Origin of the sequence: Mycobacterium sp. NBC_00419 (assembly GCF_036023875.1) — a bacterium.
In the GTDB taxonomy this organism is placed as follows: Bacteria; Actinomycetota; Actinomycetes; order Mycobacteriales; family Mycobacteriaceae; genus Mycobacterium.
This window is the reverse complement of sequence record NZ_CP107931.1, coordinates 3,936,226-3,959,942: the sequence shown is the minus strand read 5'-3', so window position 1 is coordinate 3,959,942 and position 23,717 is coordinate 3,936,226. Positions and strand designations below refer to the sequence as shown.

Here is a 23,717-nt window from a genome sequence, read left to right as displayed (position 1 = left end):
ACTAGGGAAACGAGGGGTATGACGTCCGACAGGCACGATCGTGAACTGGAGTCCGAGCAGGTTTACCTGGCCGGTCTCTACGACAGGCTCGACGACAAGCGCAGGCGGGTCAAGGCCCAGTACCTCGCCTCGTACGGCGGCCCGATCGACGTTCAGGACGGCGGAACGCTGGTCGCCCGCGACGCCGAGGTGCGTGCACTGGCCCAATCCGTGGCGCGGCTGGACGTGGCCGACCACGGCTTGTGCTTCGGACGGCTGGACTCCGTCACCGGTGAGCCGCTCTACGTCGGCCGCATCGGCATCTCCGACGAGCACAGCGACCACGAGCCACTACTGATCGACTGGCGGGCACCGGCCGCCAGCGCGTTCTACGTCGCCACCGCCGCCAGCCCGCAGGGCATGCGCCGGCGCCGCCAGTTCCACTCGCTGGGTCGCCGCCTGCTCGACTTCACCGACGAGGTGTTCGGCCGACCCAATGCCGACGCCGGCGACAACAGCCCGTTCAGCAGTGACGCCGCCCTGCTTTCCGCCGTCAACGCGCCCCGCGGTGATGGGATGCGTGACATCGTCGCGACGATCCAGGCCGAGCAGGACGAGATCATCCGGCTCGACCATCCCGGCGTGCTGGTGATCGAAGGCGGCCCCGGCACCGGCAAGACCGTGGTGGCGCTACACCGCGTCGCCTATCTGCTCTACACCCAGCGTGCGCGGATCGAACGGCACGGGGTGCTGGTCGTCGGACCGAACCAGGCGTTCATGAACCACATCAGCCGCGTGCTGCCATCCCTCGGCGAGTCCGAGGTGGTCTTCATGACGGTCGGCGATCTGGTTCCCGGCCTGCACGTCACCGCCGAGGACTCCCCGAATATCGCCCGCATCAAGGGATCACGCTCGATGCTGGACGTGTTGACTGCGGCGATCGCCGACCGGCAACAGTTGCCCGAGGACCCGATCCAGATCCCACTGGCCGACATCGACATGCAGATCGCCGCCGACGCCGCCCAGTGGGCCATCGACGAGGCGCGCACCAGCGGGCTACCGCACAACCCGGCCCGCGAGGTGTTCCGGGAGATCCTCACCTATGTGTTGAGCGAACGCGCGATCTCCCGGATCGGCCGGGGCTGGCTCACCCGGGACAATCGCGAGGCCTGGGAGAAGGTGCGCACGGATGTGCTCTCCGACCTCGACGACAACGAACAGTTCGCCGCCGCCCTCGATCGCCTCTGGCCGATCCTGACGCCGCAGGATGTGTTGACCACCCTCTACACCTCGGCGGATCGTCTTCGCGCTGCCGGCGCCGACCCGTTGCTGCAGCGCGAGGACGGCGCCGCGTGGACCGTGTCGGACGTTCCACTGCTCGACGAGCTGGCCGACCTGCTGGGCCCCGACAAGCCGGCCGACGATGCCGCCGAACGGGCACGACAGGCCGAAACAGCTTATGCAGAAGGCGTATTGGACAACATGGTCGACCGCGAAGACCTGATGGACGACGAAGACCACCTGCTGGCACAGGACCTGCTCGACGCCGAGGATCTCGCCGAGCGGTTCCTCGAACGCGACACCCGCGATCTTGCCGAACGTGCCGCCGCCGACCGGGATTGGACCTACCGGCATGTGGTGGTCGACGAGGCGCAGGAGCTCTCCGAGATGGACTGGCGGGTGTTGATGCGACGCTGCCCGAGCCGGTCGTTCACGGTCGTCGGCGATCTGGCACAACGCCGTTCGATGGCCGGGGCGACATCGTGGGCAGAGATGCTCGAGCCCTACGTCCCCGGCCGCTGGGTCCACCGGCCGCTGTCGGTGAACTACCGAACGCCTGCCGAAATCATGGCCGTCGCCGCTGCGCTGCTCGCCGACTTCGCCCCTGATGTCCGGCCGCCGGAGTCGGTGCGCGCGTGCGGTGAGCGGCCCTGGTCCCGCCAGGTCACCGCGCAGACGATGGCCGCCGCCATCGAGGAATTCGTCGCATCCGAAGCCGCCCGCGAGGGAACCAGCGTCGTGATCGGGCCACCGGGTGTGCCGGGTGCCGTCGCTGCGTCTGAGACCAAGGGCCTCGAGTTCGACGCGGTGCTGGTGGTCGAGCCCGACCAGATCCTGGCCGACGGGCCGCGGGGTGCCGCCGAACTCTATGTGGCGCTCACCCGCGCAACCCAGCGGCTGGGCGTGCTACATCAACGCCCACTGCCCGCAGCGCTGACCGGACTGGCGGCGCGATGAATTACGGCCCGCCGCGGAGTCGATAGAGAGAAGACCCCGGAACAGGAGGATTCATCGTGACCGACACCGCACCACCGAAGACAGCTCTACCACCGGTCGTCGACCAGCAGGACTGGCGCACCGCACTCGATGAGCTGCGCGCACGGGAGAAAGCCGCAACCCGCGAACTCGACGCCATCGCCGCCCAGCGCCGTCGGCTGCCGATGGTCGAGATGCCGCAGTACGTCCTGATCGGCGCGGACGGGCCGGTGTGTCTGGCCGAGGTGTTCGACGGCCGCTCGCAGCTGATCGTCTACAACCACATGTGGACCGACGGCGAGCAGTGGCAATGCCCTGGCTGCACCGGTTTCACCTCCCAGTTCACCCGGCTGGAGTTCCTGGACAACTACGACGCCCGCTTCGTCATCGTCACCAATGGACCCATCGAGGAGGCGCTGGCCTACAAGAAGAGGGTCGGCAACACGATGGACTGGTACTCCTCGTCGGAGAGTTCGTTCGGCGCCGATGTCGATGCCGGCCCCGGTGCGGGTTTCGCGGTCAACGTCTTCCTGCGCGACGGCGAAACCGTCTACCGGACATGGCATACCAATGGCCGCGGCACCGAGCAGCTCAGTCACTCCTTCGCCCTGATCGACCTGCTGCCGTACGGCCGGCAGGAGGAATGGCAGGACTCCCCCGACGGATGGCCGCAGCGGCCGACCTACTCGGGCTGGTCAGGTTCCCAGGACATCGCCGCGGCCTACGGAGACAAGGTCTGAGGTCTACGCTTTCCCCGTGACCGCGACACCCGATTCAACTGATCCACAACTGCATCCCGCCGAGCCGCACCACAGCGGCGTCGGCAGCAAGCTGAACTGGCTGCGCGCCGCAGTGCTCGGCGCCAACGACGGCATCGTGTCGACAGCGGGCATCGTGGTCGGGGTGGCCGCCGCCACGGCGGAGCGCGGCCCGATCTTCACCGCAGGCATCGCCGCGCTGGCGGCGGGCGCGCTATCGATGGCCGTCGGTGAGTACGTCTCGGTGAGCACCCAGCGCGACACCGAGAAGGCGCTGCTGCACAAGGAACGCCGCGAACTCGACACCCAGCCGGCCGCCGAATTCGAAGAGTTGGCTGCCCTCTACGAGGCCAAGGGACTGTCGCCGGCCACCGCCCGCACCGTGGCCGAGGAACTCACCGACCATGACGCGTTCGCCGCGCACATCGACATCGAACTCGGTATCGACCCCGAGGAACTGACCAATCCGTGGCAGGCCGCCATCTCCTCGGCCGTCGCGTTCACGGTCGGGGCGATCCTGCCGCTGCTGGCGATCCTGCTGCCGCCGCCGTCGATGCGCGTCCCGATCACCTTCGCCGGCGTGCTCGTCGCCCTGGCCTTCACCGGGTGGATCAGTGCCCGCCTCGGCGGCGCCAATGTCCCACGCGCGATTCAGCGGGTGGTCATCGGCGGAGCGCTGGCGATGGCGATCACCTTCGGCATCGGCCACCTGGTCGGTGGCGTCGTCGGCTAGGCCCGTCGGCGACGGCGCCGCTGGTCAACGCGGATCGACGACTCGCCGCGCGTGGACGTCGGGAAGGTGGCGCGCGGCCAGTTCATAGTCGGCGTCGTCATGCAGGACTATCAATCCGTTGACAGCCGCAGTGCCACAGACGAGTAGATCGACAACCGAAAGAGCGCGCACCGCGCCCGCGAGGGCCAGTCGGTGCTGCGCGGAATCGATCCACCGCCACACGGACTTTGGCACCGGCACATCGGGGTAGACGTCGCTGAACATCTGGTTCATCTGATCGACCTCATCGGCATTGCGGGCTGACCGGCGGAACTCTGCTCGTTGCGGTTCACATGACCCGACGGCACCACTGATGAGTGCATCCGTCCACACCTCGGCCAGATTCTGTTGCCGCTGGAGACGCCAGACTGCAGAGGAATCGACCAGGAAGGAGATCAACCTCCGAGTGCCTTCTCATCGGCTCGTGCGGCGAGCCAGCCGTCGTAGTCCCAGCCGCTGGCCTGCTCGCGGGACCGGGCCAACGCTTCGACCCTTCTGAACCGTTGGACGTAGTCGCGCATCGCGAGATTGACGGCATCTTTCTTGGTATGCACGCCAGCGATCCGCATGACCGCGGCCAACGCGTCGTCGTCGAGGTCAATCTGAGTCACAGCCACGACGGACTCCTTTGTTGGCGATATATGCAGTCAGCATACATCGCCAACAAAGTGCAGGTCCGCGGGTCAGAGATACTCGGCGACGCCGTCGTCGAGCACCACCCGGGCACCTGCGCCGTCGGGCCCGGCCGCCTCGGTGCGATAGATGGCCTTGCCCGCCTCGGTGCGCCAGATGGAGGTCGTCAGCGTCTCGCCGGGGAACACCGGAGCGGAGAACCGCGCGGCCACCGCCGTCAGCTTCGAGGCGTCATTGCCGGCCAGTTCGGCCAGCAGCGCACGCCCGGCGAAGCCATAGGTGCACAACCCGTGCAGGATCGGCGTCGGGAAGCCGGCCATCTCGCGGGCGAACCACGGGTCGCTGTGCAGCGGGTTGCGGTCACCGGAGAGCCGGTAAAGCAGCGCCTGGTCCACGCGGGTCGGCGAGACGATGCGGGCGTCGGGCTCACGGTCGGGGAACTCCGGGGCGGCCGGCCGCTGACCGGGCTGGCCGCCGAAACCACCGGCCCCGCGGATCACCGCGGTGGACAGCGTCTCGACAACGAGCTCGCCGGTGGCCGGGTCGGTGCCCTTGCCGCGCAGCATGACGATGCCGTTCTTGCCCTCGCCCTTGTCCTGGATGTCGGCCACCTCGCCCACCACTGACAGCGAGCCGGACGCGGGCAGCGGCTTGTGAAGGCGGATCTCCTGGGAGCCGTGCAGCAGTAGGCCGAAGTTGAACGAGCCCACTTTGCCGACCGCGGCGAAGCCCGTGCAGCAGATCACCGCGAACGTCGGCAGTACCTGCTGGGCGATGTCGTGGCTGTTCTCGGTGGTGAACGCCAGATCGTCGACGCCGGCGCCCACACCCAGGGCGTAGAGCAGCGTGTCGCGTTCGGTCCACTCGTAGAGGTGAGGTTCGGTCACTGCTCCGATTGCCGTGGGGTCAAGTGCCATTGCGCCGCTCCTGGGGTCTCCGATGATCGGCTCAATAGTCGCACTCCGGAAAATCTCGCACGCCGAAGCCGGGGACAAGGCACGCTATTGGCATGCATCGTTCGCGTCTCCGGTCTCTTGTCGCGGTCCTGGCCGCCCTGATGGCGATGGTTCTCGTCGCCTCCTGCAGCTCTTCGGCTCCCAAGGAGCGGACGATCACCCTGACCTTCATCCGGCACGGGGAGTCCCAGGCGAACAAGGACGGGATCATCGATACCTCGGTGCCCGGTCCGTCGCTGACGTCGGCCGGTGAGCAACAGGCCACCTCGGTGGCCAATCGGCTGAAAAGCAATGACTACGACGGGATCTACGCCTCGGAGATGGTCCGCACGCAGCAGACGGCGGCACCGATGTCGAAGGCGCTGAACGAACCGGTCAACGTGCTGCCCGGACTCAACGAGATCTCCGCCGGCTGGTTCAACGGCCAGAAGATGGACAGCGCCGCCGCGACGTACATGGTGGCGCCGATGGACTGGATGCGCGGCTTCACCAACTTCAGCATTCCGGGATCGGTCAGCGGCACCGAGTTCAACGGCAAGTTCACCGCCGCGGTGCAGCGGATCTACGAAAGCGGTGACAAAAAGCCCGTCGCGTTCTCCAGCGCCGCCTCGATCATGCTGTGGACGCTGCTGAACGTGCGCAACGGCAAGGACAGCCTCGCCAGCGACCACCCGCTGCCCAACACGGGCCGGGTCGTGATCACCGGTAACCCCGTCGACGGGTGGACGCTGGTGGATTGGGACGGAATCACCGAGTTCTAAGCTCCGGTGTGGCCAACTTCAGCATGCCGTTGCGCGTGCGCTACGTCGAGTGCGATATGCAGGGCCGGGCTTTCAACGGCCACTATCTGACCTGGGTCGACATGGCCCACACCGAAGCTCTGCGCGAGCTCGTGGGCGGCATCCAGATCCTGGTGGAACGCGGTATCGACGTGGTGGTGGCCGCCGCCGAGCTGCAGTTCCGCCGCCCGGCCGGGTTCGATGACGACCTGGTCATCGAGGTCACCCTCGACCCGCCCGGCCGGACGTCGCTGCGCAGCACCTACGTGATCCGGCGCGGCGAGGACGTGGTGGCCGAGGCGACGATGATCCACGTCTGCGTGGATGCGACGACGTTCGAGAAGCAGCAGTGGCCGGACTGGTTCCGCGACGAGGTTGCCGCCGCGTCTTGACCGCAGGCTGCAGGCCGGTCACGATGTCCACCATGCGCTATGTCGTTACCGGCGGTACCGGGTTTCTTGGACGCCGGGTCGCGGCCCGATTGACCGAACTCGACGACGCCGACGTACTGGTGTGGGAACTCTGCGACGACGGCGACACCGGACCAGTCGATCACGTCGTCAACTGCGCACCAGGTTCCACCGAGGCGGCGCTCGCGCTGGCTCGCGCATCGGGAGCCCGGCTGCACCACGTGTCGTCGATCGCGGTCGCCGGTGACTATCGGGGCGAGTTCACCGAGGACGACTTCGACGTCGGCCAGCAGTTACCCAGCGCCCACCACCGCGGCGCGTTCGCCGCCGAACATCTGGTCCGCACGGGCGAGGTCGACTTCCGGATCTACCGGACGGGCGTCGTCGTCGGCGACTCACAGAGCGGAGAGTCCGACCGGATCGTCGGTCCGCTGCACTTCTTTCCCCTGCTGGCCAGGCTGTCCGTGCTGCCGGCGATCACGCCGATCCTGTTGCCCGACATCGGCCGGGTGAACGTGGTGCCGGTGGACTACGTCTGCGACGCCCTGGTCGAACTGATGCACACCGACGGCTACGACGGGCGGACGTTCCACCTCACCGCGACCGATACGGTCGGACTGCGGGAGGTCTACCGTGCGGTGGCGCGCCAGGCGGGTCTTCCGCCGGTGCGCGGGTCACTGCCCCGAGCCATCGGCGGTCCGGTTTTGGGTGCACGCGGGCGAGGAAAAGTGTTGCGGGACATGGCCGCAACCCAGCTCGGTGTCCCGCCCGAGGCACTGGATTCGGCCGATACGCCGACCAGGTTCACCACGGACGCCACGCGAGAAGCATTGACGCCGAGTGGCATTCATCCACCCACGTTCCGCTCGTACGCCCCGGCACTGTGGCGCTACTGGGCCGAGCACCTCGATCCGAAACAGACACGCACCGGCGACCCGGCCGGGCCGCTGGTGGGCAGGCACGTCATCATCACCGGCGCATCCAGCGGCATCGGCCGCGCGTCGGCGGTCGCGGTGGCACAGCGTGGTGCCACGGTGTTCGCGCTGGCGCGCAACGGTGCGGCGCTCGACGAACTGGTGGCGGAGATCCGCGCCGACGGCGGTCAGGCGTACAGCTTCAGCTGCGACGTCACCGACGACGAATCGGTGGACGCGACGATCGCCGAGATCCTGGACCGCTTCGGCCACGTCGACTATCTGGTCAACAATGCCGGCCGGTCGATCCGCCGTTCGGTGAGCGCGTCGACCGACCGTATGCACGACTACGAGCGGGTGATGGCGGTCAACTACTTCGGTGCGGTACGGATGGTGCTGGCACTGCTGCCGCACTGGCGCAGACGCCGGTTCGGGCATGTGGTCAACGTGTCCAGCGCCGGGGTGCAGGCACGCAACCCGAAGTACAGCTCATATCTGCCGAGCAAGGCTGCACTCGATGCGTTCGCCGACGTGGTGGCAACCGAAACCCTCTCGGACAACATCACATTCACGACGATTCACATGCCGTTGGTGAAGACGCCGATGATCGCGCCGTCGGGATGGCGCAATCCGGTGCCGCCGATCAGCGCCGAGCACGCCGCCGCGATGGTGGTGCGCGCCCTGGTCGACAAGCCGGTGCGCATCGATACCCCGCTGGGCACATTGGCCGACGTCGGCCAGTACTTCACACCCAAGCTGGCCCGGCGGGCCCTGCATCAGCTCTACCTCGGCTACCCCGACTCCCCTGCCGCCCGCGGTGAAACGCCGCCTCCACCGCCGGCACGGCCGGCACCGAGCCTCCCGCGCCGCCGGGCCGTCCGGCTGCGCACACCCCGGCCCGTCAAACGGGCGGTGCGACTGGTGCCGGGCGTGCACTGGTGAGGTGCCGCCCAAGCACGTAGTGCCGGGTAGGCCGGTATCGTTACCGCGGTGACGGGGGACGACAGGGCTGCAGGGCTGCCCGTCTTCGCCGATGTGGACACCGGCGTCGACGATGCGATGGCCGTGGTCTATCTGCTCGCCAGTCCCGATGCCGAGTTGGTGGGGATCGCCTCCACGGGCGGCAACGTCGACGTCGACCAGGTCTGCCGCAACAACCTCGGGCTGCTGGAGCTGTGCCGGGCCGGCGACATCCCGGTCTCGCGGGGCGCCGAGCAGCCGCTGGCTGACACGATGCGCACCGCCGAGGACACCCACGGCCCGGCGGGCCTGGGCTATGCCGACTTACCCGCTCACAGCCGCGAACTGACGTCCTACGACTCGGCCGAGGCGTGGGTCGCAGCCGCGCACGCCCACCCCGGTGAACTGATCGGGTTGGTGACCGGCCCGCTGACCAACCTCGCGCTGGCCGTGCGGGCCGAGCCGCAACTGCCGTCGCTGCTGCGGCGCCTGGTCATCATGGGCGGATCCTTCGACTACCGCGGCAACACCACACCGGTGGCCGAGTGGAACATCAGCGTCGACCCGGAGGCCGCCGCCGAGGTGTTCAGTGCCTGGGGGCGGGCTGTGGAGTCGAATACGATTGAACCGCATCAACTTCCGATCGTGTGCGGACTGAACCTGACCGAGAACATCGCACTGACACCGACGATCCTGAGCCGTCTGGCCGGTGCGGCGGGATCGACGACGGTGGCGATGAGTGTGCTCGACGCCAGGGGAACCCGGTCGGTGGCCGATAACCCGCTGATTCGCGCACTCGAGGACGCGATGCGGTTCTACTTCGAGTTCCACTTCGACCAGGGTGAAGGGTTTCTGGCCCACCTGCACGACCCGTTGGCAGCAGCCGTCGCATTGGACCCGGGCATCATCGGCACCAGGGCGGCAACCGTCGACGTGGAACTGACCGGGACGCTGACCCGGGCCATGACGATCGCGGACTGGAGCCGCCACTGGGGACGGGAACCCAACGCGCACATCGGTGTTGACGTGGACCCGGCGGCCTTTTTCGACCGGTTCATCGAACGGGTGGGGCCGTTCGCCCGAGCGCTCGGTCATTCGTAAACCCCCTCCAGGTACCACCGGCGCTGCCGATAACACAGCAGCAGCGCGGTCCCCGATTCCTCACCGGCTTGCCCGCCCACCAGCACCTGGGCCCGCGCCGTGTGTCCGGTATGGGGTTGATCGGCCTGGTCCCACCACCGTTCGTCCACCGGCCACGGCCCGGCCCACCACCTCAGCTCGCCGCGGTACTGGCCGTCGAGCCGAGCCGGCTCGGCGGTGAACATCCCACGCGATGTCACTCGGATAGGGTTACCTTGGGCGTCAAGGAGTTCCACCGGGTCGTCGAGCAGAACGGTCGGCGCCGGTTCCGGAAGCCGGCCCGGCCACGGGCGGTCGGGGTCGGCCCTGGGCACCACCTCGCCACCCAGCGGGGTCAAGGTGATGCGCTCGGCGGGCCCACGGCCACCGGACAGGACCGGCAGTTGGACGGCCTCCTGGCCCAGCAGCCCCTGCACGCGGACCAGTGCCCGGCGGGCCCGAAGCCGGTCTTCCTCCCCTACGCCGCCCCACAGCGGCAGCTGAAGTGCTTCTGCGGAAACAACTTCCACCGGTTGCAGCCGCAACATCGTCACCGGCGCGCGCGGCCGGTCGGTAGCCCGCCGGGAAGTGAGCCAGCCGTCGAGTTGCCAGCGCACCCGGTCGGCGGTGGCATCCTCGGTCAGCGGTTCGGCACACCGCCACACCCGGGTCAGTTCACCGCCGTTGGCGGTGACGGCGTGGATGGCCAGCCGGGTGCACCCGACACCGGCAGACTCCAGGCTGCGGTGCAGGGCAGCGGCCAGCGTCCGGCCCGCGAAGGCGGCGGCGTCGACCCGCTCGATGGGCGGATCGCAGTCGAGCACGGCGTCGAGTTCGGCAGGCACATCACGGCCCGACGGCCCGCGCACCGGCTCGCCGCGCGCCAATCGGTGCGCGGCCACCGCGTCGGCTCCGAACCGGGAGGCCACATCGCTGCGGGACAACCCGGCGAACTGACCCAGGGTGCGAATGCCCATCCGCCACAACAGGTCGGCCAGGTCGTCACGGCCGGGGCCCGACAGGCTCGGCTCGGTGGCGAGCTGCCGGATGGACAGCGCCGAGAGGAACTCCGCGTCCCCACCGGGTTCGATGATCCGCCCGGCCCTGGCGGCGAACACCGCCGTCGCCAACTGATCGGCGATCCCCACCTGACATTCGGCACCGGCCGCGGCGACCGCGTCGACCAGCCGTTCGGCGGCGCCCTGCTCGGAGCCGAAGTATCGGGCCGCACCGCGGACTGCCAACACCAGCAGGCCTGGCCGCAGCACCTCGGCGCGGGGCACCACCTCGTCGACCGCGGCCGTCACCCCTTCGAAGAACCGCGCGTCCCGCGCCGGGTCGGCGGCGACCACATGCAACTGCGGGCAGCGGGCCTGCGACTCGCGCCGCCGCAGCCCGCGGCGCACCCCGGCCGCGCGTGCCCCCGACGAACAGGCGATCACCCGGTTGGCCAGGGTGACCGCCACCGGTGCGGTGGCCTCGAGCCCCGCCGCCACCGCCGCGGCGACCGCGGGCCAGTCCATGCACCAGATCGCCAGGACCCGGGCTGTCACGTCAGCCGGTCCTCGACCGGATGGAGCGCCCGCTGGCCCGGACCGACAACCGCACTCGGCTGATCCGCCCGCAGCCCGGCACCGGGACACCACTGCGCCCGGCGGTCATCTCGTAGCCACGTACCCGCGCGTCGAGCCGGATCGAGGCACCTTGCCACTCCCCCCGCACGACCACCAGGGTGCAGCCCTTCTGCCGGGCCCGCGCCACCACGGCCCGCGCCCGGGTGGCGGTGACTGTACGGCCGGCCAGGCCGAGCACCACCAGATCCATGCCGTCCATCAACACCGCGGCCACCTCGACGGGGTCGGTGCCGGGATCGGGGATCACCGCAATCCGGCTCAGGTCCGCACCCATCTCCGAGGCGGCGAGCAAGCCGAAATCCGGCACCCCGACCACCGCGACATGACCGCCGCCCGCGGTCACCGCAGCGGCCATGCTCACCGGCAACGACCTGGCTCCCGAGACCACCGCCACCGCACCGCGCGGCAACCCCCCGGGAAGCAGTCCAGCCAGCGATTCAGGGATCGGCAGCAAACATTCTGACGTCGGGAGCACCTCGTCGGTGTGCTCAGCGGCCTGCCGGGTGACACCGACCTTGCCGGACACCGCCGCCATCTGCTTGCGGAGCTGTTGTAGCTGCTCAGCACGGTTAAATCGATGTTCTTCCCGGGCAAGCGCCGCCGTCATCGCCCACCTCCACCTGCGATCGAGATCCACTATGTTCGAAAGTATGTTCGATACTGTGAGTAAACACCCGCCCACCGACAGCGTCAAGCGATCGCGATGTCCTCACATCGGCTGATTCGGCGCACCAACCCGGCATTCGCAGGCACGATGAAACGATGAATACCGAGCAGGCCGGCACGATCGCCCACGGCGACGGCTTCGTCGCCGCGCTGGACCAGAGCGGCGGCAGTACCCCGAAGGCGCTGAAGCTCTACGGCATCGCCGAGGACGCCTACTCCGGGGACGAGCAGATGTTCGACCTGGTCCACCAGATGCGCACCCGGATCATCACCAGCAGCAGCTTCGGCGGTGACCGCATCCTGGCCGCGATCCTGTTCGAAGACACCATGGACCGCGACATCGAGGGCCGCGCCAGCGCCGACTACCTGTGGAACGTCAAGAAGGTCGTGCCGATCCTGAAAGTGGACAAGGGCCTAGAAGCCGAAGAGGACGGCGCGCAGGTGATGAAGCCGATCGGCGGCCTCGCGGATCTGCTGGCGCGCGCGGTGGACAAGGGCATCTTCGGCACCAAGATGCGCTCGGTCATCAAGCTCCCCGGCGGTGGGCTGGACGCGGTGGTCGACCAGCAGTTCGAGGTGGCCGACCAGATCCTGGCCGCCGGCCTGGTGCCCATCATCGAACCCGAGGTCGACATCCACTCCCCCGACAAGGCTGCCGCCGAGGACCAGCTCAAAACCGCGATCCTGCGCCGCCTCGGCGCGCTCGGCAAGGGCCGGCAGGTGATGCTGAAGCTGACGTTGCCCGACACCGACGACCTCTACCGCGATCTGGTCGAGCACCCGAAGGTGATGCGGGTGCTCGCGCTCTCCGGCGGCTATACCCGCGCCGAGGCCTGCGAGCGGTTGTCTCGCAACCACGGTGTGATCGCCAGCTTCTCGCGGGCACTCACCGAGGGCCTGACCGCCCAGCAGAGCGACGCCGAGTTCGACAAGACCCTGGATGCAGCGATCGCCGAAATAGCCGCTGCCTCAGGGACTTAGGCCGTTGAGAAGGCACTCAGAGCGACATCCAAGCAGGAATCTCGCTCTCAGTGCCATGTCAACGTAGACGCTCTTCGTCTACTCCCACTCGATGGTGCCGGGTGGCTTGCTCGTGACGTCGAGCACCACCCGGTTCACCTCGGGGACCTCATTGGTGATCCGGGTCGAGATGCGCTCGAGCACCTCGTAGGGCACCCGGGTCCAGTCCGCGGTCATCGCATCCTCACTGGACACCGGCCGCAGCACGATCGGGTGGCCATAGGTACGCCCGTCGCCCTGCACACCGACCGAACGCACGTCGGCCAGCAGCACCACCGGGCACTGCCAGATCTGGCCGTCCAGTCCGGCCGAGGTGAGTTCCTCGCGGGCGATCAGATCCGCGCGCCGCAAGGTGTCCAGGCGGCCCGCGGTCACCTCGCCGACGATCCGGATACCCAGGCCGGGTCCCGGGAAGGGTTGGCGGCCAACGATGTCCTCCGGCAGGCCGAGTTCACGGCCGACCGCGCGGACCTCGTCTTTGAACAGCAGCCGCAGCGGCTCGACGAGCTTGAACTTCAGGTCGGCGGGCAGGCCACCGACGTTGTGGTGGCTCTTGATGTTCGCCGTGCCGGTACCGCCACCGGACTCGACGACGTCGGGATACAGCGTGCCCTGCACCAGGAAGTCGACGGGGTGGCCGTCGGAGTCACCCTCGGCCAGCAGATCGCGCACCGCGCCCTCGAAGGCTCGGATGAATTCACGGCCGATGATCTTGCGCTTGCCCTCCGGGTCGTGCACGCCCGAAAGTGCTTCCAGGAAGCGTTCTTCGGCGTCAACCGTGACCAGCCGGGCACCGGTCGCGGCGACGAAGTCGCGCTGCACCTGGGCGCGTTCACCGGCGCGCAGCAGGCCGTGGTCGACGAACACACATGTCAGACGGTCACCGATGGCCCGCTGCACCAGCGCGGCGGCCACCGCGGAGTCCACACCGCCGGACAACCCGCAGATCGCTTTGCCGTCACCGATCTGCTCGCGCACCTGCTCGATGAGCGACTCGGCGATGTTGGCCGGCGTCCAGGCCGCCCCGATGCCGGCGAAGTCGTGCAGGAACCGGCTGAGCACCTGCTGGCCGTGCGGGCTGTGCATGACCTCGGGGTGGTACTGCACACCGGCCAGCCTGCGGGCGCGGTGCTCGAACGCCGCGACGGGCGCACCGGAGCTGACGGCGACGACCTCGAAGCCCTCGGGTGCCGACGTCACCGCGTCGCCGTGGCTCATCCACACCGGCTGCTTGCCGGGCAGACCCGAATGCAGTTCCCCACCAACGACTTCCATCTCGGTGCGGCCGTATTCGCTGGTACCGGTGTGTGCGACGGTGCCCCCCAGCGCCTGCGCCATGGCCTGGAAGCCGTAACAGATGCCGAACACCGGCACATCGAGGTCGAACAGGGCGGGGTCGAGTTGCGGCGCGCCCTCGGCGTACACGCTGGCCGGTCCGCCGGACAGGACGATCGCCTGCGGGTCCCTGGCCTTGATCTCCTCGACGGTCGTGGTGTGCGGGATGACCTCGGAGAACACCCGGGCCTCGCGGACGCGGCGGGCGATCAGCTGGGCGTACTGGGCACCGAAGTCGACCACCAACACAGGGCGGGGAGATTCAGCTGTCACCGGCTCAGTCTAGTGGCGGCGCTCGCGCCCAGCCGTCCGGTCGGCCGAAGGTAGCCTTCGGCTCATGAAGAAGGTGCTGGCCGGCCTGGCTGTCGGCGCAATGGCAGTGACGGCGCGCCGGTACTGGACGACCAGGGCGGCAGTGGCCGCGGTACCCGTGGACCTTCGCAGTCCGCTGTTGCCGCTGTTGACGATGGATGTGACGCCACGCTCGTTGCGAACGAGCAGGCTGGGCTACCGGGTGTCCACCCGACCGGGACCGGGGGTCGCGATGACCCGCCGCTCCATCGACGGACGGCTGCCCGTCCTCGTGCTGGCGCCGACGGCACCGTCCGGGGCCCACACCCGGCCCGCGGTCCTCTACATCCACGGCGGCGGCATGATCACCGGCTCGCCCCAGACCGAAGCCATGGGCAGTGGTGCGCTCGCCCGCCAACTGGATGCCGTCGTCGTCTCACCGGACTACCGCCTGGCTCCTGAGCATCCCTTCCCGGCCGCGCTCGACGACTGCATGGCGACCTTGAACTGGATGCGCGACAACGCCGACGAACTCGGTCTCGACCCGGACCGGATTGCCGTCGCCGGATCAAGTGCCGGTGGCGGTCTGTCGGCGGCGGTCGCGCAACGGGCGCACGACGAGGGCATCGCGCTGCGTGCCCAGGCGCTGATCTACCCGATGCTCGACGACCGCACCGTCCTGCGCGACAGCGGCGGACGTGGCCGATTCCTGTGGACACCGGAATCCAACAGGTTCGGCTGGACGGCCTATCTGGGCCGGCCGCCGCGGATGTCGGACGCACCGGCGTATGCCGCGCCGGCCCGCCGCGAGGACCTCTCCGGTCTGGCCCCGGCCTGGGTGGGTGTCGGCGACCTCGACCTCTTCTACGACGAATCAGTCGACTACGCGCAGCGTTTGACGGCCGCCGGCGTCGCATGTGAACTCGTCACCGTCGCCGGTATGTACCACGGCGCCGACGGCCTGGCGGCAAAACACCCGGCTATGAAGGACTTTCGTCGCGGAGTGGCCGAGCACCTGCGGACGTATCTCAACCCGCCGAGTTGACCGGTGTGATCGGCAGATGACGCAGCCCGCCCGGCGCGTCGACGGGAACGACCGGGTTCTTGGGGGCAATCGGGTTCAGCCGCTGGTAGGCCTGGCCCTGGGCGGGCCGCAGGTCGTCCTCGCCGGAGTTGGGCCACAACGACGCCGCGCGTTCGGCCTGCGCGGTGATCGACAGTGACGGGTTGACGCCGAGGTTAGCCGAGATGGCCGCACCGTCCATCACGTGCAGCGTGGGATAGCCGTACACCCGCTGATAGGGGTCGATGACGCCGCGCTCGGGGGTCTCGCCGATCGCCGCACCGCCGAGGAAGTGCGCGGTGAGCGGGATGTTGAACAGCTCGCCCCACGTTCCGCCGGCCACACCGTCGATCTTCTCGGCGATCCGGCGGGTCACCTGGTTGCCGACCGGAATCCACGTCGGGTTCGGCTCGCCGTGGCCCTGCTTGCTGGTGATCCGGCGCAAGCCCAGCACCCCGCGCTTGGTGTAGGTGGTGATCGAGTTGTCCAGGTGCTGCATCACCAGCGAGATCATGGTCCGTTCGCTCCAGCGCCGCGGGGACAGCATGCGCAGCATGCCGCGCGGGTCCTCCCCGGCATTGATGAACAGCTGCTTCCAGCGGGGCACGTCGCTGCCCTTCGGGCCGGGGCCGTCGGTCATCAGCGTCTGCAGCAGACCCATCGCGTTGGAGCCCTTGCCGTAGCGGCAGGGTTCGACGTGGGTGTCGGGGGTGGGATGGATCGACGAGGTGATCGCCACGCCGTGCGTCAGGTCCAGATCCGGACGCGCCTCGAGTCGGCCGGCGCCGACGATGGACTCGGAGTTGGTGCGGGTGAGCACACCGAGCTTGTCCGACAGCTTGGGCAGCTTGCCGGTGTCGCGCATCTTGAACAGCAGGTTCTGGGTGCCCCACGTGCCGGCCGCCAGGATCAGCTGACGGGCGGTGAACGTACGGGCGCTCCTGCGGGCCCACCGTCCGGTGCGCACGGTGTGAATCTCCCAGGTGCCGTCGGCACGCTGCTCGAAGCCCGTCACCGTGGTCATCGGAAAGACTTGTGCCCCAGCCTTTTCGGCCAAACCGAGGTAATTCTTGACCAGGGTGTTCTTGGCGCCGTGCCGGCACCCCGTCATGCATTCGCCGCACTCGATGCAACCCGTGCGGGCCGGTCCGACGCCGCCGAAGTAGGGGTCGGGCACGGTCTTGCCCGGGGCTTTCTCGCCGTTCGGCCCGAAGAACACCCCAACCGGGGTAGGGGTGAAGGTGTCGCCGACACCCATCTCGTCGGCCACTTCCTTCATGATGCGGTCGGCGTCGGTGAAGGTCGGGTTCTTGACCACGCCGAGCATCCGCTGGGCCTGGTCGTAGTGCGGCATCAGCTCGCCGCGCCAGTCGGTGATGTTCTTCCACTGCGGGTCGTTGAAGAACGGGGCCGGTGGCACGTAGAGGGTGTTGGCGTAGTTCAGCGACCCACCGCCGACACCTGCCCCGGCCAGGATCATCACGTTGCGCAGCAGGTGGATTCGCTGGATTCCGTAGCAGCCCAGGCGCGGCGCCCACAGAAACTCACGCAACCGCCACGAGGTCTTGGCGAACTCGTGGTCGGCGAAGCGGCGGCCCGCCTCCAGCACGCCGACCGAGTAGCCCTTCTCCGTGAGCCGCAGGGCGCTGACGCTGCCGCCGAAGCCCGAACCGATGATGAGGACGTCGAAATCCGGTTCCATCGGTCCAGTATGAACTTACTGACGGGTAACAAGCTAGATAGGGCGGGCTAACGTCCCGCCTCAGTCACTTCGACGTGACGTTCAACCCCTGGTCACCTGCCAGTTCGGCGAGCACCTCGTCGGTGTGTTCACCGGGCGCGGGAGCGTGCCGACGCACCGTGAAGGGTTCGCCGTCGACGATGGCTGCCGATCCGACGTAGGAGATCGGTCCCGCCACCGGGTGCTCACCCTCGACGAAGACATTGCGGCCGGCGATGTGCGGATCGGCAGCGACCTCCTCGACCCTCTGGTGGGCCGCGCCGAGCGCGAAGCCGTGCTCGGCGGCCAGAGCCAGCCACTCGTCCAGCGTCTTGGTGGCGATCACCTCGGCAATCAGGTGGCGTTCGGCCTCATCGCCCCAGTCGACCGAGCCATTGGACGTGTCCGCTTGTCGCCCGATCAGATCCTCGCGCCCCGCGGCCGCTGCCCACTTGTCCCAGAAGCGTTGCTCGATACAGCCGAACAACACGACCCTGCCGTCGGAGGTCTCGTAGAACTGGTATCGCGACCCCGTCATCTCGCCGCCGGATCTGGTGGCCATTCCAGACCGGTCGGTGATGCGATGGTCGTTGCGCTGCAATGCCATTGCCACCCACGCCGTCATTGCGGTCGCATCCGAACCCGCGACGTCGACGTAGGCGCCGACACCGGTCTCCCTGGCCCGGTACAGCGCCGCAACGGCATGAAGTGCGGCATGGAGAGCACCCACACTGGTCGCCTCGCCGCCGAGATTGGCCCCGTCCTGTTCGAAGGACCCTTTCTCAAGCAGCCCGTCGTCGCCGCGCTGCACTGCGTGGGCACCCACCAGCGCGTTCATGAGCATCCCATGGGTCGGAATGTTCGCGTACGGGCCGGTGGCACCAAAACCGGTGTGCTGCACATAGACCAGGCTTGGTTTACGGGCGCGCATCGCGTCTGGCCCCACTCCCAACTTGTCGCATACACCGGGCCGGTTGCCGTCGACGAAGATGTCGGCGGTGTCGATGAGACGCCAGAACGTCTCCCGGTCGGAGTCGTCTCTCAGATCCAACAGCACCGAGCGCTTGTTCCGGTTGACCTGAGCGTGCGGCACGCTCACACCCGGGACGATCTGGCCGAGAAAGTAACGCAGGTAGTCGCCGGCAGGTGGTGACTCGACCTTGATCACATCGGCGCCCAGATCACCGAGCAGCATGCCCACGGTGTCACCGTTGAGCAGTACTGCCGATTCGATTACGCGCACTCCATCTAGCAGGTTGGACACGACAAACCTCTCGTCAGAGACACTAATTCCATTCCCGCAGAACACCTGCGGCCGCGACCTCCGAACCGCCCGGCGGGGCCGGCGTACCGGGGTGGCTGCGGGAGAATCGCGGCGCGGGCATCGGTTGGATGCCTTGGCCCGAACCGAACAGCGTGCCGCGCGCGACGAGATGCGCTTCGGTCTCGGCCTCACCGAAACTCAGAACCGGCGTCACGCATGCGTCGGTGCCGTCGAAAACGGCCGCCCAGTGGTCACGATCACGGGCACGGAAGGCATCGGCGAGCGTCTGCCGCAGTTCTGCCCAGCGGGTCACGTCATTCTGGGCGGGAAGAGCCGCCGGATCCAGACCCAGACCGGCCACCAGCTGGGCGTAGAACTGGGGCTCGATCGCGCCGACGGCAACGTGCTTGCCATCGGCCGTCTCGTAGGTGTCGTAGAACGGTGCGCCCGAGTCGAGCAGGTTGACCCCACGCCGGTCGTCCCATACGCCGAGACTGCGCATGCTCCACATCATCTGCGCCAGCACCGATGACCCGTCGACCATGGCGGCATCGACAACCTGTCCCTTGCCGGACGTCTGGCGCTCCCACAGCGCGGCAAAGATCCCGACGAGCAGGAACATCGATCCCCCACCGAAATCACCGACCAGATTCAGCGGCGGTACCGGCCTTTCACCCTTGCGTCCAATGGCATGCAGGATGCCGTTGACGGAGATGTAGTTGATGTCGTGCCCGGCCTGCTGCGCGCGGGGACCGTCTTGGCCCCAGCCCGTCATCCGGGCGTAGACCAGTCGATCGTTGACCTTGGCGCAATCCTCGGGACCCAGTCCCAGCCGCTCGGTTACGCCGGGTCGATACCCCTCGATCAGCACATCGGCCTTGGCGACGAGTTGCAGCACCAGGTCGCGACCCTCGTCACTCTTCAGATCGGCCACCACGACGCGTCGGCTACGCAGCATCAGATCGTTGGCGGGCATCGGCTCTCCGGCCGGACGCTCGACGCGCACGACATCGGCGCCGAGGTCACCGAGGACCATCGCGGCGTGCGGCCCCGGACCGATTCCGGCCAGTTCGACGACACGCAGGCCGTTCAGCGGCCCGGTCATGATTTCATCCACTGGGGTGATCGCTTCCCGCCGCAAGTGTCTCCTGCAGTCATCCAAGTAGCGTAATAGTCTGCCTATTTCAGGCTGCCGGATTCCGCTTGGAATCCGAGTTTCAGCCCCCTCGGCCGGTATCCGACTCACGACATATTGCGGTAGATTATTTTGCGTGATAGAGCTGCCGCCACCCCTGCGGATCGAGCCTCGCTGGACTGACCTCGATCCGGTCGGGCACGTCAACAACAACGTGTTCCTGGTGTACGCGGAGGAGGCCAGGGCTCGCTTTCTCCAGCAGGCGCTGCCGGATGCCTGGGCTCACATCGTCGTCGTGCACAACGGCGTCGACTATCACAGCTCCGTTGTGGTGACCGACACCCTTGAGGTGACCGCGCGGGTGGAATCGATTGGCAGAACATCGTTTACCACCCTGAACACAATCGCGACCGATACCGGACGCGCCTGCGCCACCGTGCGCACCGTGCAGGTGGTCCTCGACCAGGCACAGCAACGGCCCCGCCCATGGTCTGAGGCCGAGTTGGCCACACTGAACAGCCTCAGCACCGAGTCGGCAGTTCGCTAGCGCCATGCAGATTCGCGAGCACTGCGCAGCTGACACACCCGCGGTCATCCTGCACCCATCGGCTCGGCAGGTGACGTTCACACAGCTCGAAGCCCGGGCCAACCAACTGGCCCACTACTGGCGCCGGCACGGGCTGCGACACGGCGACACCGTCGCGGTGCTCATGGAGAACAACGAGCACATGCATGCAGTCATGTGGGCGGCCCGGCGTGCGGGGCTGTACTACGTCCCGGTGAACACCCATCTGACACCAGCCGAAATCGGATACATCCTGTCCAACAGCGGCGCCACAGCGATCGTCGCCTCCGCCACGATGAGCGAGCAGTGCCGTTCGCTCGATGACTATCTGAGCGGGGTCGCCCCCGAACTCAGACTGATCACCGCACCCGCGCTGCCCGGGTGGAGTTGCTATCCCGATGCGGTTGCCGCCGAACCGGTCAGTCCCGTCGCTGACGAATCTGAAGGCGACCTGCTGCAGTACTCGTCCGGGACCACGGGCCGGCCAAAAGGTATCCGGCGCGCGCTCCCGCACCTCACTCCGGCTGAAGCACCCAACCCGCTGACCCCGCTGCTGGGCGCGCTTGGCGTCACCGCACAATCGGTCTACCTGAGCCCCGCGCCGCTCTACCACACAGCCCCGTCGGTCTGGTCGATGTGCGTGCAGGCCCTTGGCGCCACCACGGTGGTCCTCGAAAAGTTCGACGCAGAGCAGACATTGGCCTGCATCGAGCGCTACGGCATCACCCATGGCCAGTTCGTTCCGGCGATGTTCGTGCGAATGCTGAAGCTGCCCAAGCAGGTCCGCGACTCCTACGACCTGTCGAGCCTGCGGCGCGTCGTGCACGCCGCGGCACCGTGCCCGCCCGAGATCAAGCGCCAGATGATCGAATGGTGGGGACCCATCATCGACGAGTTCTACTCGTCATCAGAGGGCGCGGGCATCACGTTCATCACCGCCCCGGAGTGGCTGGACCACCCGGGTTCGGTAGGTCGCGCGATTCTGGGCACGCCACACATCCTCGACGAGGACGGCTGCGAGCTACCTGTCGGCCAGGTCGGCGATGTGTACTTCGAGGGCGGCTACGCGTTCGACTATCTCAATGACCAAGCCAAGACGGCTGCCTCCCACAACCAGACCGGATGGGCGACCGTCGGCGACGTCGGACATCTCGACCAGGACGGCTACCTCTACCTCAGCGATCGCCGGCACCACATGATCATCTCCGGCGGGGTGAACATCTACCCCCAGGAAGCCGAAAGCCTGCTCGTCAGCCACCCTCAGGTCGCCGACGCCGCCGTCTTCGGGATTCCTGATGCCGAGATGGGGCAGCGAGTCGCCGCCGTGGTGGAGACAGTCACCCCGGGCGATGCCAGCGAAGTCTTCGCCGACGAACTGGCGCAGTGGCTGCGCGAGCGACTCGCTCATTTCAAGTGCCCGCGCCACATCTGGTTCGAGGACCATCTCCCGCGAACCGATGCCGGCAAACTCTACAAGCAATCGCTCATCGAAAAGTACAGCGCGGCAACACAGTAGGCGGTCAGCGCCTTCTCCGCGACGTCGTCAGTCACTGGCGGGAAGCGGCTTGGCTTCCTTGAGCTCCAGCGCCGTCGAACCCACGCTCAACGACCCCTTGCCGGCCTTGGTCACCAGCAGCTCAGCACCATCGGTATGGACGTAGCGCTTGCCCATCAACGCACCGGCCGCAAACGCGTCGTCCAGCGCGAGGTCCCCGCTCTTCTCCGTGCCGACCGGAACAGCCGGCGCACCACCGATGCGGAGGTCGTCGAGCGCCTCGGTGCTGCGCACCACGATGACCTGGGTATCGCACACCTGGCTCTGCAGGCGACTGCCGTTCTTGATCACACTGACTCCTTTGCGGATTCGTTGAGCTCGCGCACGAGGTCGCGCCGCAGGACCTTGCCGGTGGCGTTGGTGGGCAGCTCTTCTCGAAAGACGACGCGGTCGGGAGTGCGTGAGCCCCGCAGCTGAGCGCGGACGAACTCTCGCACACCCTCCGCATCAGGTGCAGCCCCGACGGCCGGAACGACGACGGCGACGATGATCTGACCCCACGACGGATCCTCGACACCGACCACGGCGCACTCGTGCACATCGGGGTGCTCAACCAGGACATCTTCGATCTCCGCCGGGGCGATGTTCTCGCCGCCGCGGATGATCGTGTCATCGGATCGGCCGCCGATGAACAGGTAGCCATCCTCGTCGAGATAGGCGACATCCTTCGTCGGGAACCAGCCCTCATCGTCGAGCACCGAGCCGATCCCGGTGTAGCGACCCGACACCTGTTCACCCCGGACGAACAACTCTCCGGTCTCGTTCGGACCGAGAACGGTGCCGTCCTCACCACGGACCTGTACCTCGATCGTGGGCACCGGACGTCCCACCGAACCCAACCGCCGCAACACATTCGGGTCATCGGCCACGAAAGCCACCCGATGGTCCTCGGGCGTGAGCACCGCGATGGTGGAACTGGTTTCGGTGAGTCCGTAGGCATTGACGAATCCGACGTCGGGCAGCAGATTCAGCGCCTTACGGACAAGGGGTAGCGCGACTTTCGAGCCACCGTAGGCCAGCGAGCGCAGCGTCGGAAGCCTCGTATCCGCAGCGTCCAACGCGGTGACGATGCGATCGAGCATCGTCGGGACGACCGTTGCCGACGTCACCCCCTCGGCATCGACCAGTCGCACCCACTGGGCCGCATCGAACGCCGTGAGGTAGACCATCCGGCGCCCGGCGTACAGATTAGACAGCGCCGCCGAGACACCGGCGATGTGGTACGGCGGCACGCAGATCAAGGCGGCGTCGCCAGGTTGAGCGGAGTCGAAGTCGACGGTGCCCATGATGTAGCTGGTCAGGTTGTAATGTGACAGCTCAACGGCTTTCGGAGCCGACGTGGTGCCCGAGGTAAACAACACCACCGCGACGGAATCAGGGTCCGGCTCGGCCGCGCCTGCGACTGGATCGGCGGTTCGGGCCGAGGCGACAAACTCAGCTGAGGTGATTACCTGCCTACCCGAGTCACCGACCGCGTTCCGGTACTCGTCATCGACGACCACCAAGGCCTCCGGCAACCTGCCGATCAACGTGCGCAAGTTCTCCGCCGAGAGCCGGTAGTTGAGCGGCGTGAACGGCACCGCCGCACGCGCAGAGGCAAACAACAACAGCGGTAACAGCGCACCGCCGGTGCCGACGTAGGCGACGTGCCCGGCACCGGAGGCCGCCACCACGCCCGCACCGCCATCGGCCAACGCACCGAGTTCGGTCACCGACAGCCGAAGATCTCCCGACACGATTGCGGTGAGGTCAGGGTCTGCCAGCCCGCCGCCCTGGGCCATGTCCAGCAGCAACGAAATGCTCACACGACCTCGCTGCTACGCGTGACCACAAGCAGACCCGATGGGGAAGACAAAAGGCACCTCATCCACGCAGACACTGACCGTCAGCTGGTGTGTCGGATCACCGAGACACCATGGGCGGCAAGCCCTTC

General features: G+C 67.6%; 21 protein-coding genes and 1 pseudogene. 11 read left to right on the top strand and 11 right to left on the bottom strand.

Annotated elements, in window-relative coordinates; genetic code table 11:
- Positions 1-18: 18 nt before the first annotated feature.
- From helR to OG976_RS18900, 3 genes are read left to right on the top strand one after another with little or no spacing between them, the layout of a single operon-like run.
- The gene (gene helR, locus OG976_RS18910; RefSeq protein ID WP_328351986.1) at positions 19-2,217 is read left to right on the top strand and encodes an RNA polymerase recycling motor ATPase HelR; all 2,199 of its coding nucleotides are present in this window, start codon (positions 19-21) and stop codon (positions 2,215-2,217) included.
- A gap of 56 nt (positions 2,218-2,273) precedes the next feature.
- Complete coding sequence (locus OG976_RS18905) at positions 2,274-2,975, top strand: DUF899 domain-containing protein (RefSeq protein WP_328351983.1); 702 nt, start codon at positions 2,274-2,276, stop codon at positions 2,973-2,975.
- A gap of 16 nt (positions 2,976-2,991) precedes the next feature.
- On the top strand, positions 2,992-3,726 hold the full coding sequence (locus tag OG976_RS18900; protein ID WP_328351980.1) for a VIT1/CCC1 transporter family protein: 735 nt from the start codon (positions 2,992-2,994) through the stop codon (positions 3,724-3,726).
- A 24-nt stretch (positions 3,727-3,750) separates the two neighbouring features.
- Here the strand turns inward: OG976_RS18900 and OG976_RS18895 are convergent, their stop codons facing one another.
- From OG976_RS18895 to OG976_RS18885, 3 genes and pseudogenes are all read right to left on the bottom strand, one after another.
- Entirely contained in the window at positions 3,751-4,107 is a 357-nt protein-coding gene (locus tag OG976_RS18895; protein WP_442930548.1) for a VapC toxin family PIN domain ribonuclease, read from the bottom strand.
- A 122-nt stretch (positions 4,108-4,229) separates the two neighbouring features.
- Positions 4,230-4,382, bottom strand: a pseudogene (locus OG976_RS18890) (type II toxin-antitoxin system VapB family antitoxin); the annotation flags it as partial.
- Between the two features lie 66 nt (positions 4,383-4,448).
- Positions 4,449-5,315, bottom strand: coding sequence for a MaoC/PaaZ C-terminal domain-containing protein (locus OG976_RS18885; protein WP_328351974.1), 867 nt, complete (start codon positions 5,313-5,315; stop codon positions 4,449-4,451).
- Between the two features lie 92 nt (positions 5,316-5,407).
- Between OG976_RS18885 and OG976_RS18880 the strand changes: the two genes are divergently transcribed.
- The 4 genes from OG976_RS18880 (at position 5,408) to OG976_RS18865 (ending at position 9,518) form a co-directional block, all read left to right on the top strand.
- On the top strand, positions 5,408-6,115 hold the full coding sequence (locus tag OG976_RS18880; RefSeq protein WP_328351971.1) for a histidine phosphatase family protein: 708 nt from the start codon (positions 5,408-5,410) through the stop codon (positions 6,113-6,115).
- Positions 6,116-6,123: 8 nt separating this feature from the next.
- Entirely contained in the window at positions 6,124-6,525 is a 402-nt protein-coding gene (locus OG976_RS18875; RefSeq protein ID WP_328351968.1) for an acyl-CoA thioesterase, read from the top strand.
- A gap of 32 nt (positions 6,526-6,557) precedes the next feature.
- Entirely contained in the window at positions 6,558-8,399 is a 1,842-nt protein-coding gene (locus OG976_RS18870; RefSeq protein ID WP_328351965.1) for an SDR family oxidoreductase, read from the top strand.
- Positions 8,400-8,474: 75 nt separating this feature from the next.
- Positions 8,475-9,518, top strand: a complete 1,044-nt coding sequence (locus tag OG976_RS18865) for a nucleoside hydrolase (protein ID WP_328363758.1) — start codon at positions 8,475-8,477, stop codon at positions 9,516-9,518.
- On the opposite strand, the gene OG976_RS18860 is transcribed toward OG976_RS18865, so the two are convergent.
- The gene (locus tag OG976_RS18860; protein ID WP_328363755.1) at positions 9,509-11,059 is read right to left on the bottom strand and encodes a DNA polymerase Y family protein; all 1,551 of its coding nucleotides are present in this window, start codon (positions 11,057-11,059) and stop codon (positions 9,509-9,511) included. The two genes, OG976_RS18865 and OG976_RS18860, sit on opposite strands and share 10 nt — an antisense overlap.
- A 31-nt stretch (positions 11,060-11,090) precedes the next feature.
- A complete protein-coding gene (locus tag OG976_RS18855) occupies positions 11,091-11,777 on the bottom strand; it encodes a hypothetical protein (protein WP_328351962.1) in 687 nt (228 codons plus the stop codon).
- 155 nt (positions 11,778-11,932) lie between these two features.
- On the opposite strand from OG976_RS18855, the gene OG976_RS18850 reads away from it, so the two are divergent.
- Positions 11,933-12,817 (top strand): fructose bisphosphate aldolase, encoded by an 885-nt coding sequence (locus OG976_RS18850; RefSeq protein ID WP_328351959.1) that lies wholly within the window; start codon positions 11,933-11,935, stop codon positions 12,815-12,817.
- Between the two features lie 78 nt (positions 12,818-12,895).
- Here the strand turns inward: OG976_RS18850 and guaA are convergent, their stop codons facing one another.
- On the bottom strand, positions 12,896-14,464 hold the full coding sequence (gene guaA / locus OG976_RS18845) for a glutamine-hydrolyzing GMP synthase (protein ID WP_328351956.1): 1,569 nt from the start codon (positions 14,462-14,464) through the stop codon (positions 12,896-12,898).
- A 64-nt stretch (positions 14,465-14,528) separates the two neighbouring features.
- On the opposite strand from guaA, the gene OG976_RS18840 reads away from it, so the two are divergent.
- A complete protein-coding gene (locus OG976_RS18840; RefSeq protein WP_328351953.1) occupies positions 14,529-15,527 on the top strand; it encodes an alpha/beta hydrolase in 999 nt (332 codons plus the stop codon).
- Here the strand turns inward: OG976_RS18840 and OG976_RS18835 are convergent.
- The 3 genes from OG976_RS18835 to OG976_RS18825 form a co-directional block, all read right to left on the bottom strand.
- On the bottom strand, positions 15,511-17,247 hold the full coding sequence (locus OG976_RS18835) for a GMC family oxidoreductase (RefSeq protein ID WP_328351950.1): 1,737 nt from the start codon (positions 17,245-17,247) through the stop codon (positions 15,511-15,513). The two genes, OG976_RS18840 and OG976_RS18835, sit on opposite strands and share 17 nt — an antisense overlap.
- A 64-nt stretch (positions 17,248-17,311) precedes the next feature.
- Complete coding sequence (locus tag OG976_RS18830; RefSeq protein ID WP_328351948.1) at positions 17,312-18,529, bottom strand: CaiB/BaiF CoA transferase family protein; 1,218 nt, start codon at positions 18,527-18,529, stop codon at positions 17,312-17,314.
- A gap of 22 nt (positions 18,530-18,551) precedes the next feature.
- Positions 18,552-19,634 (bottom strand): CaiB/BaiF CoA transferase family protein, encoded by a 1,083-nt coding sequence (locus OG976_RS18825; protein ID WP_328351945.1) that lies wholly within the window; start codon positions 19,632-19,634, stop codon positions 18,552-18,554.
- Positions 19,635-19,800: 166 nt separating this feature from the next.
- Between OG976_RS18825 and OG976_RS18820 the strand changes: the two genes are divergently transcribed.
- Positions 19,801-20,211, top strand: a complete 411-nt coding sequence (locus OG976_RS18820; protein ID WP_328351942.1) for an acyl-CoA thioesterase — start codon at positions 19,801-19,803, stop codon at positions 20,209-20,211.
- A gap of 4 nt (positions 20,212-20,215) precedes the next feature.
- Positions 20,216-21,745, top strand: a complete 1,530-nt coding sequence (gene fadD4 / locus OG976_RS18815) for a fatty-acid--CoA ligase FadD4 (protein WP_328351939.1) — start codon at positions 20,216-20,218, stop codon at positions 21,743-21,745.
- A gap of 27 nt (positions 21,746-21,772) precedes the next feature.
- On the opposite strand, the gene OG976_RS18810 is transcribed toward fadD4, so the two are convergent.
- Positions 21,773-22,075 carry a hypothetical protein gene (locus OG976_RS18810; protein WP_328351936.1) on the bottom strand — a complete coding sequence of 101 codons (303 nt, stop codon included), beginning with the start codon at positions 22,073-22,075 and terminating at the stop codon, positions 21,773-21,775.
- Complete coding sequence (locus tag OG976_RS18805; protein ID WP_328351933.1) at positions 22,072-23,589, bottom strand: class I adenylate-forming enzyme family protein; 1,518 nt, start codon at positions 23,587-23,589, stop codon at positions 22,072-22,074. Before OG976_RS18805 ends, OG976_RS18810 begins: the two co-directional genes overlap by 4 nt.
- Between the last annotated feature and the right edge of the window lie 128 nt (positions 23,590-23,717).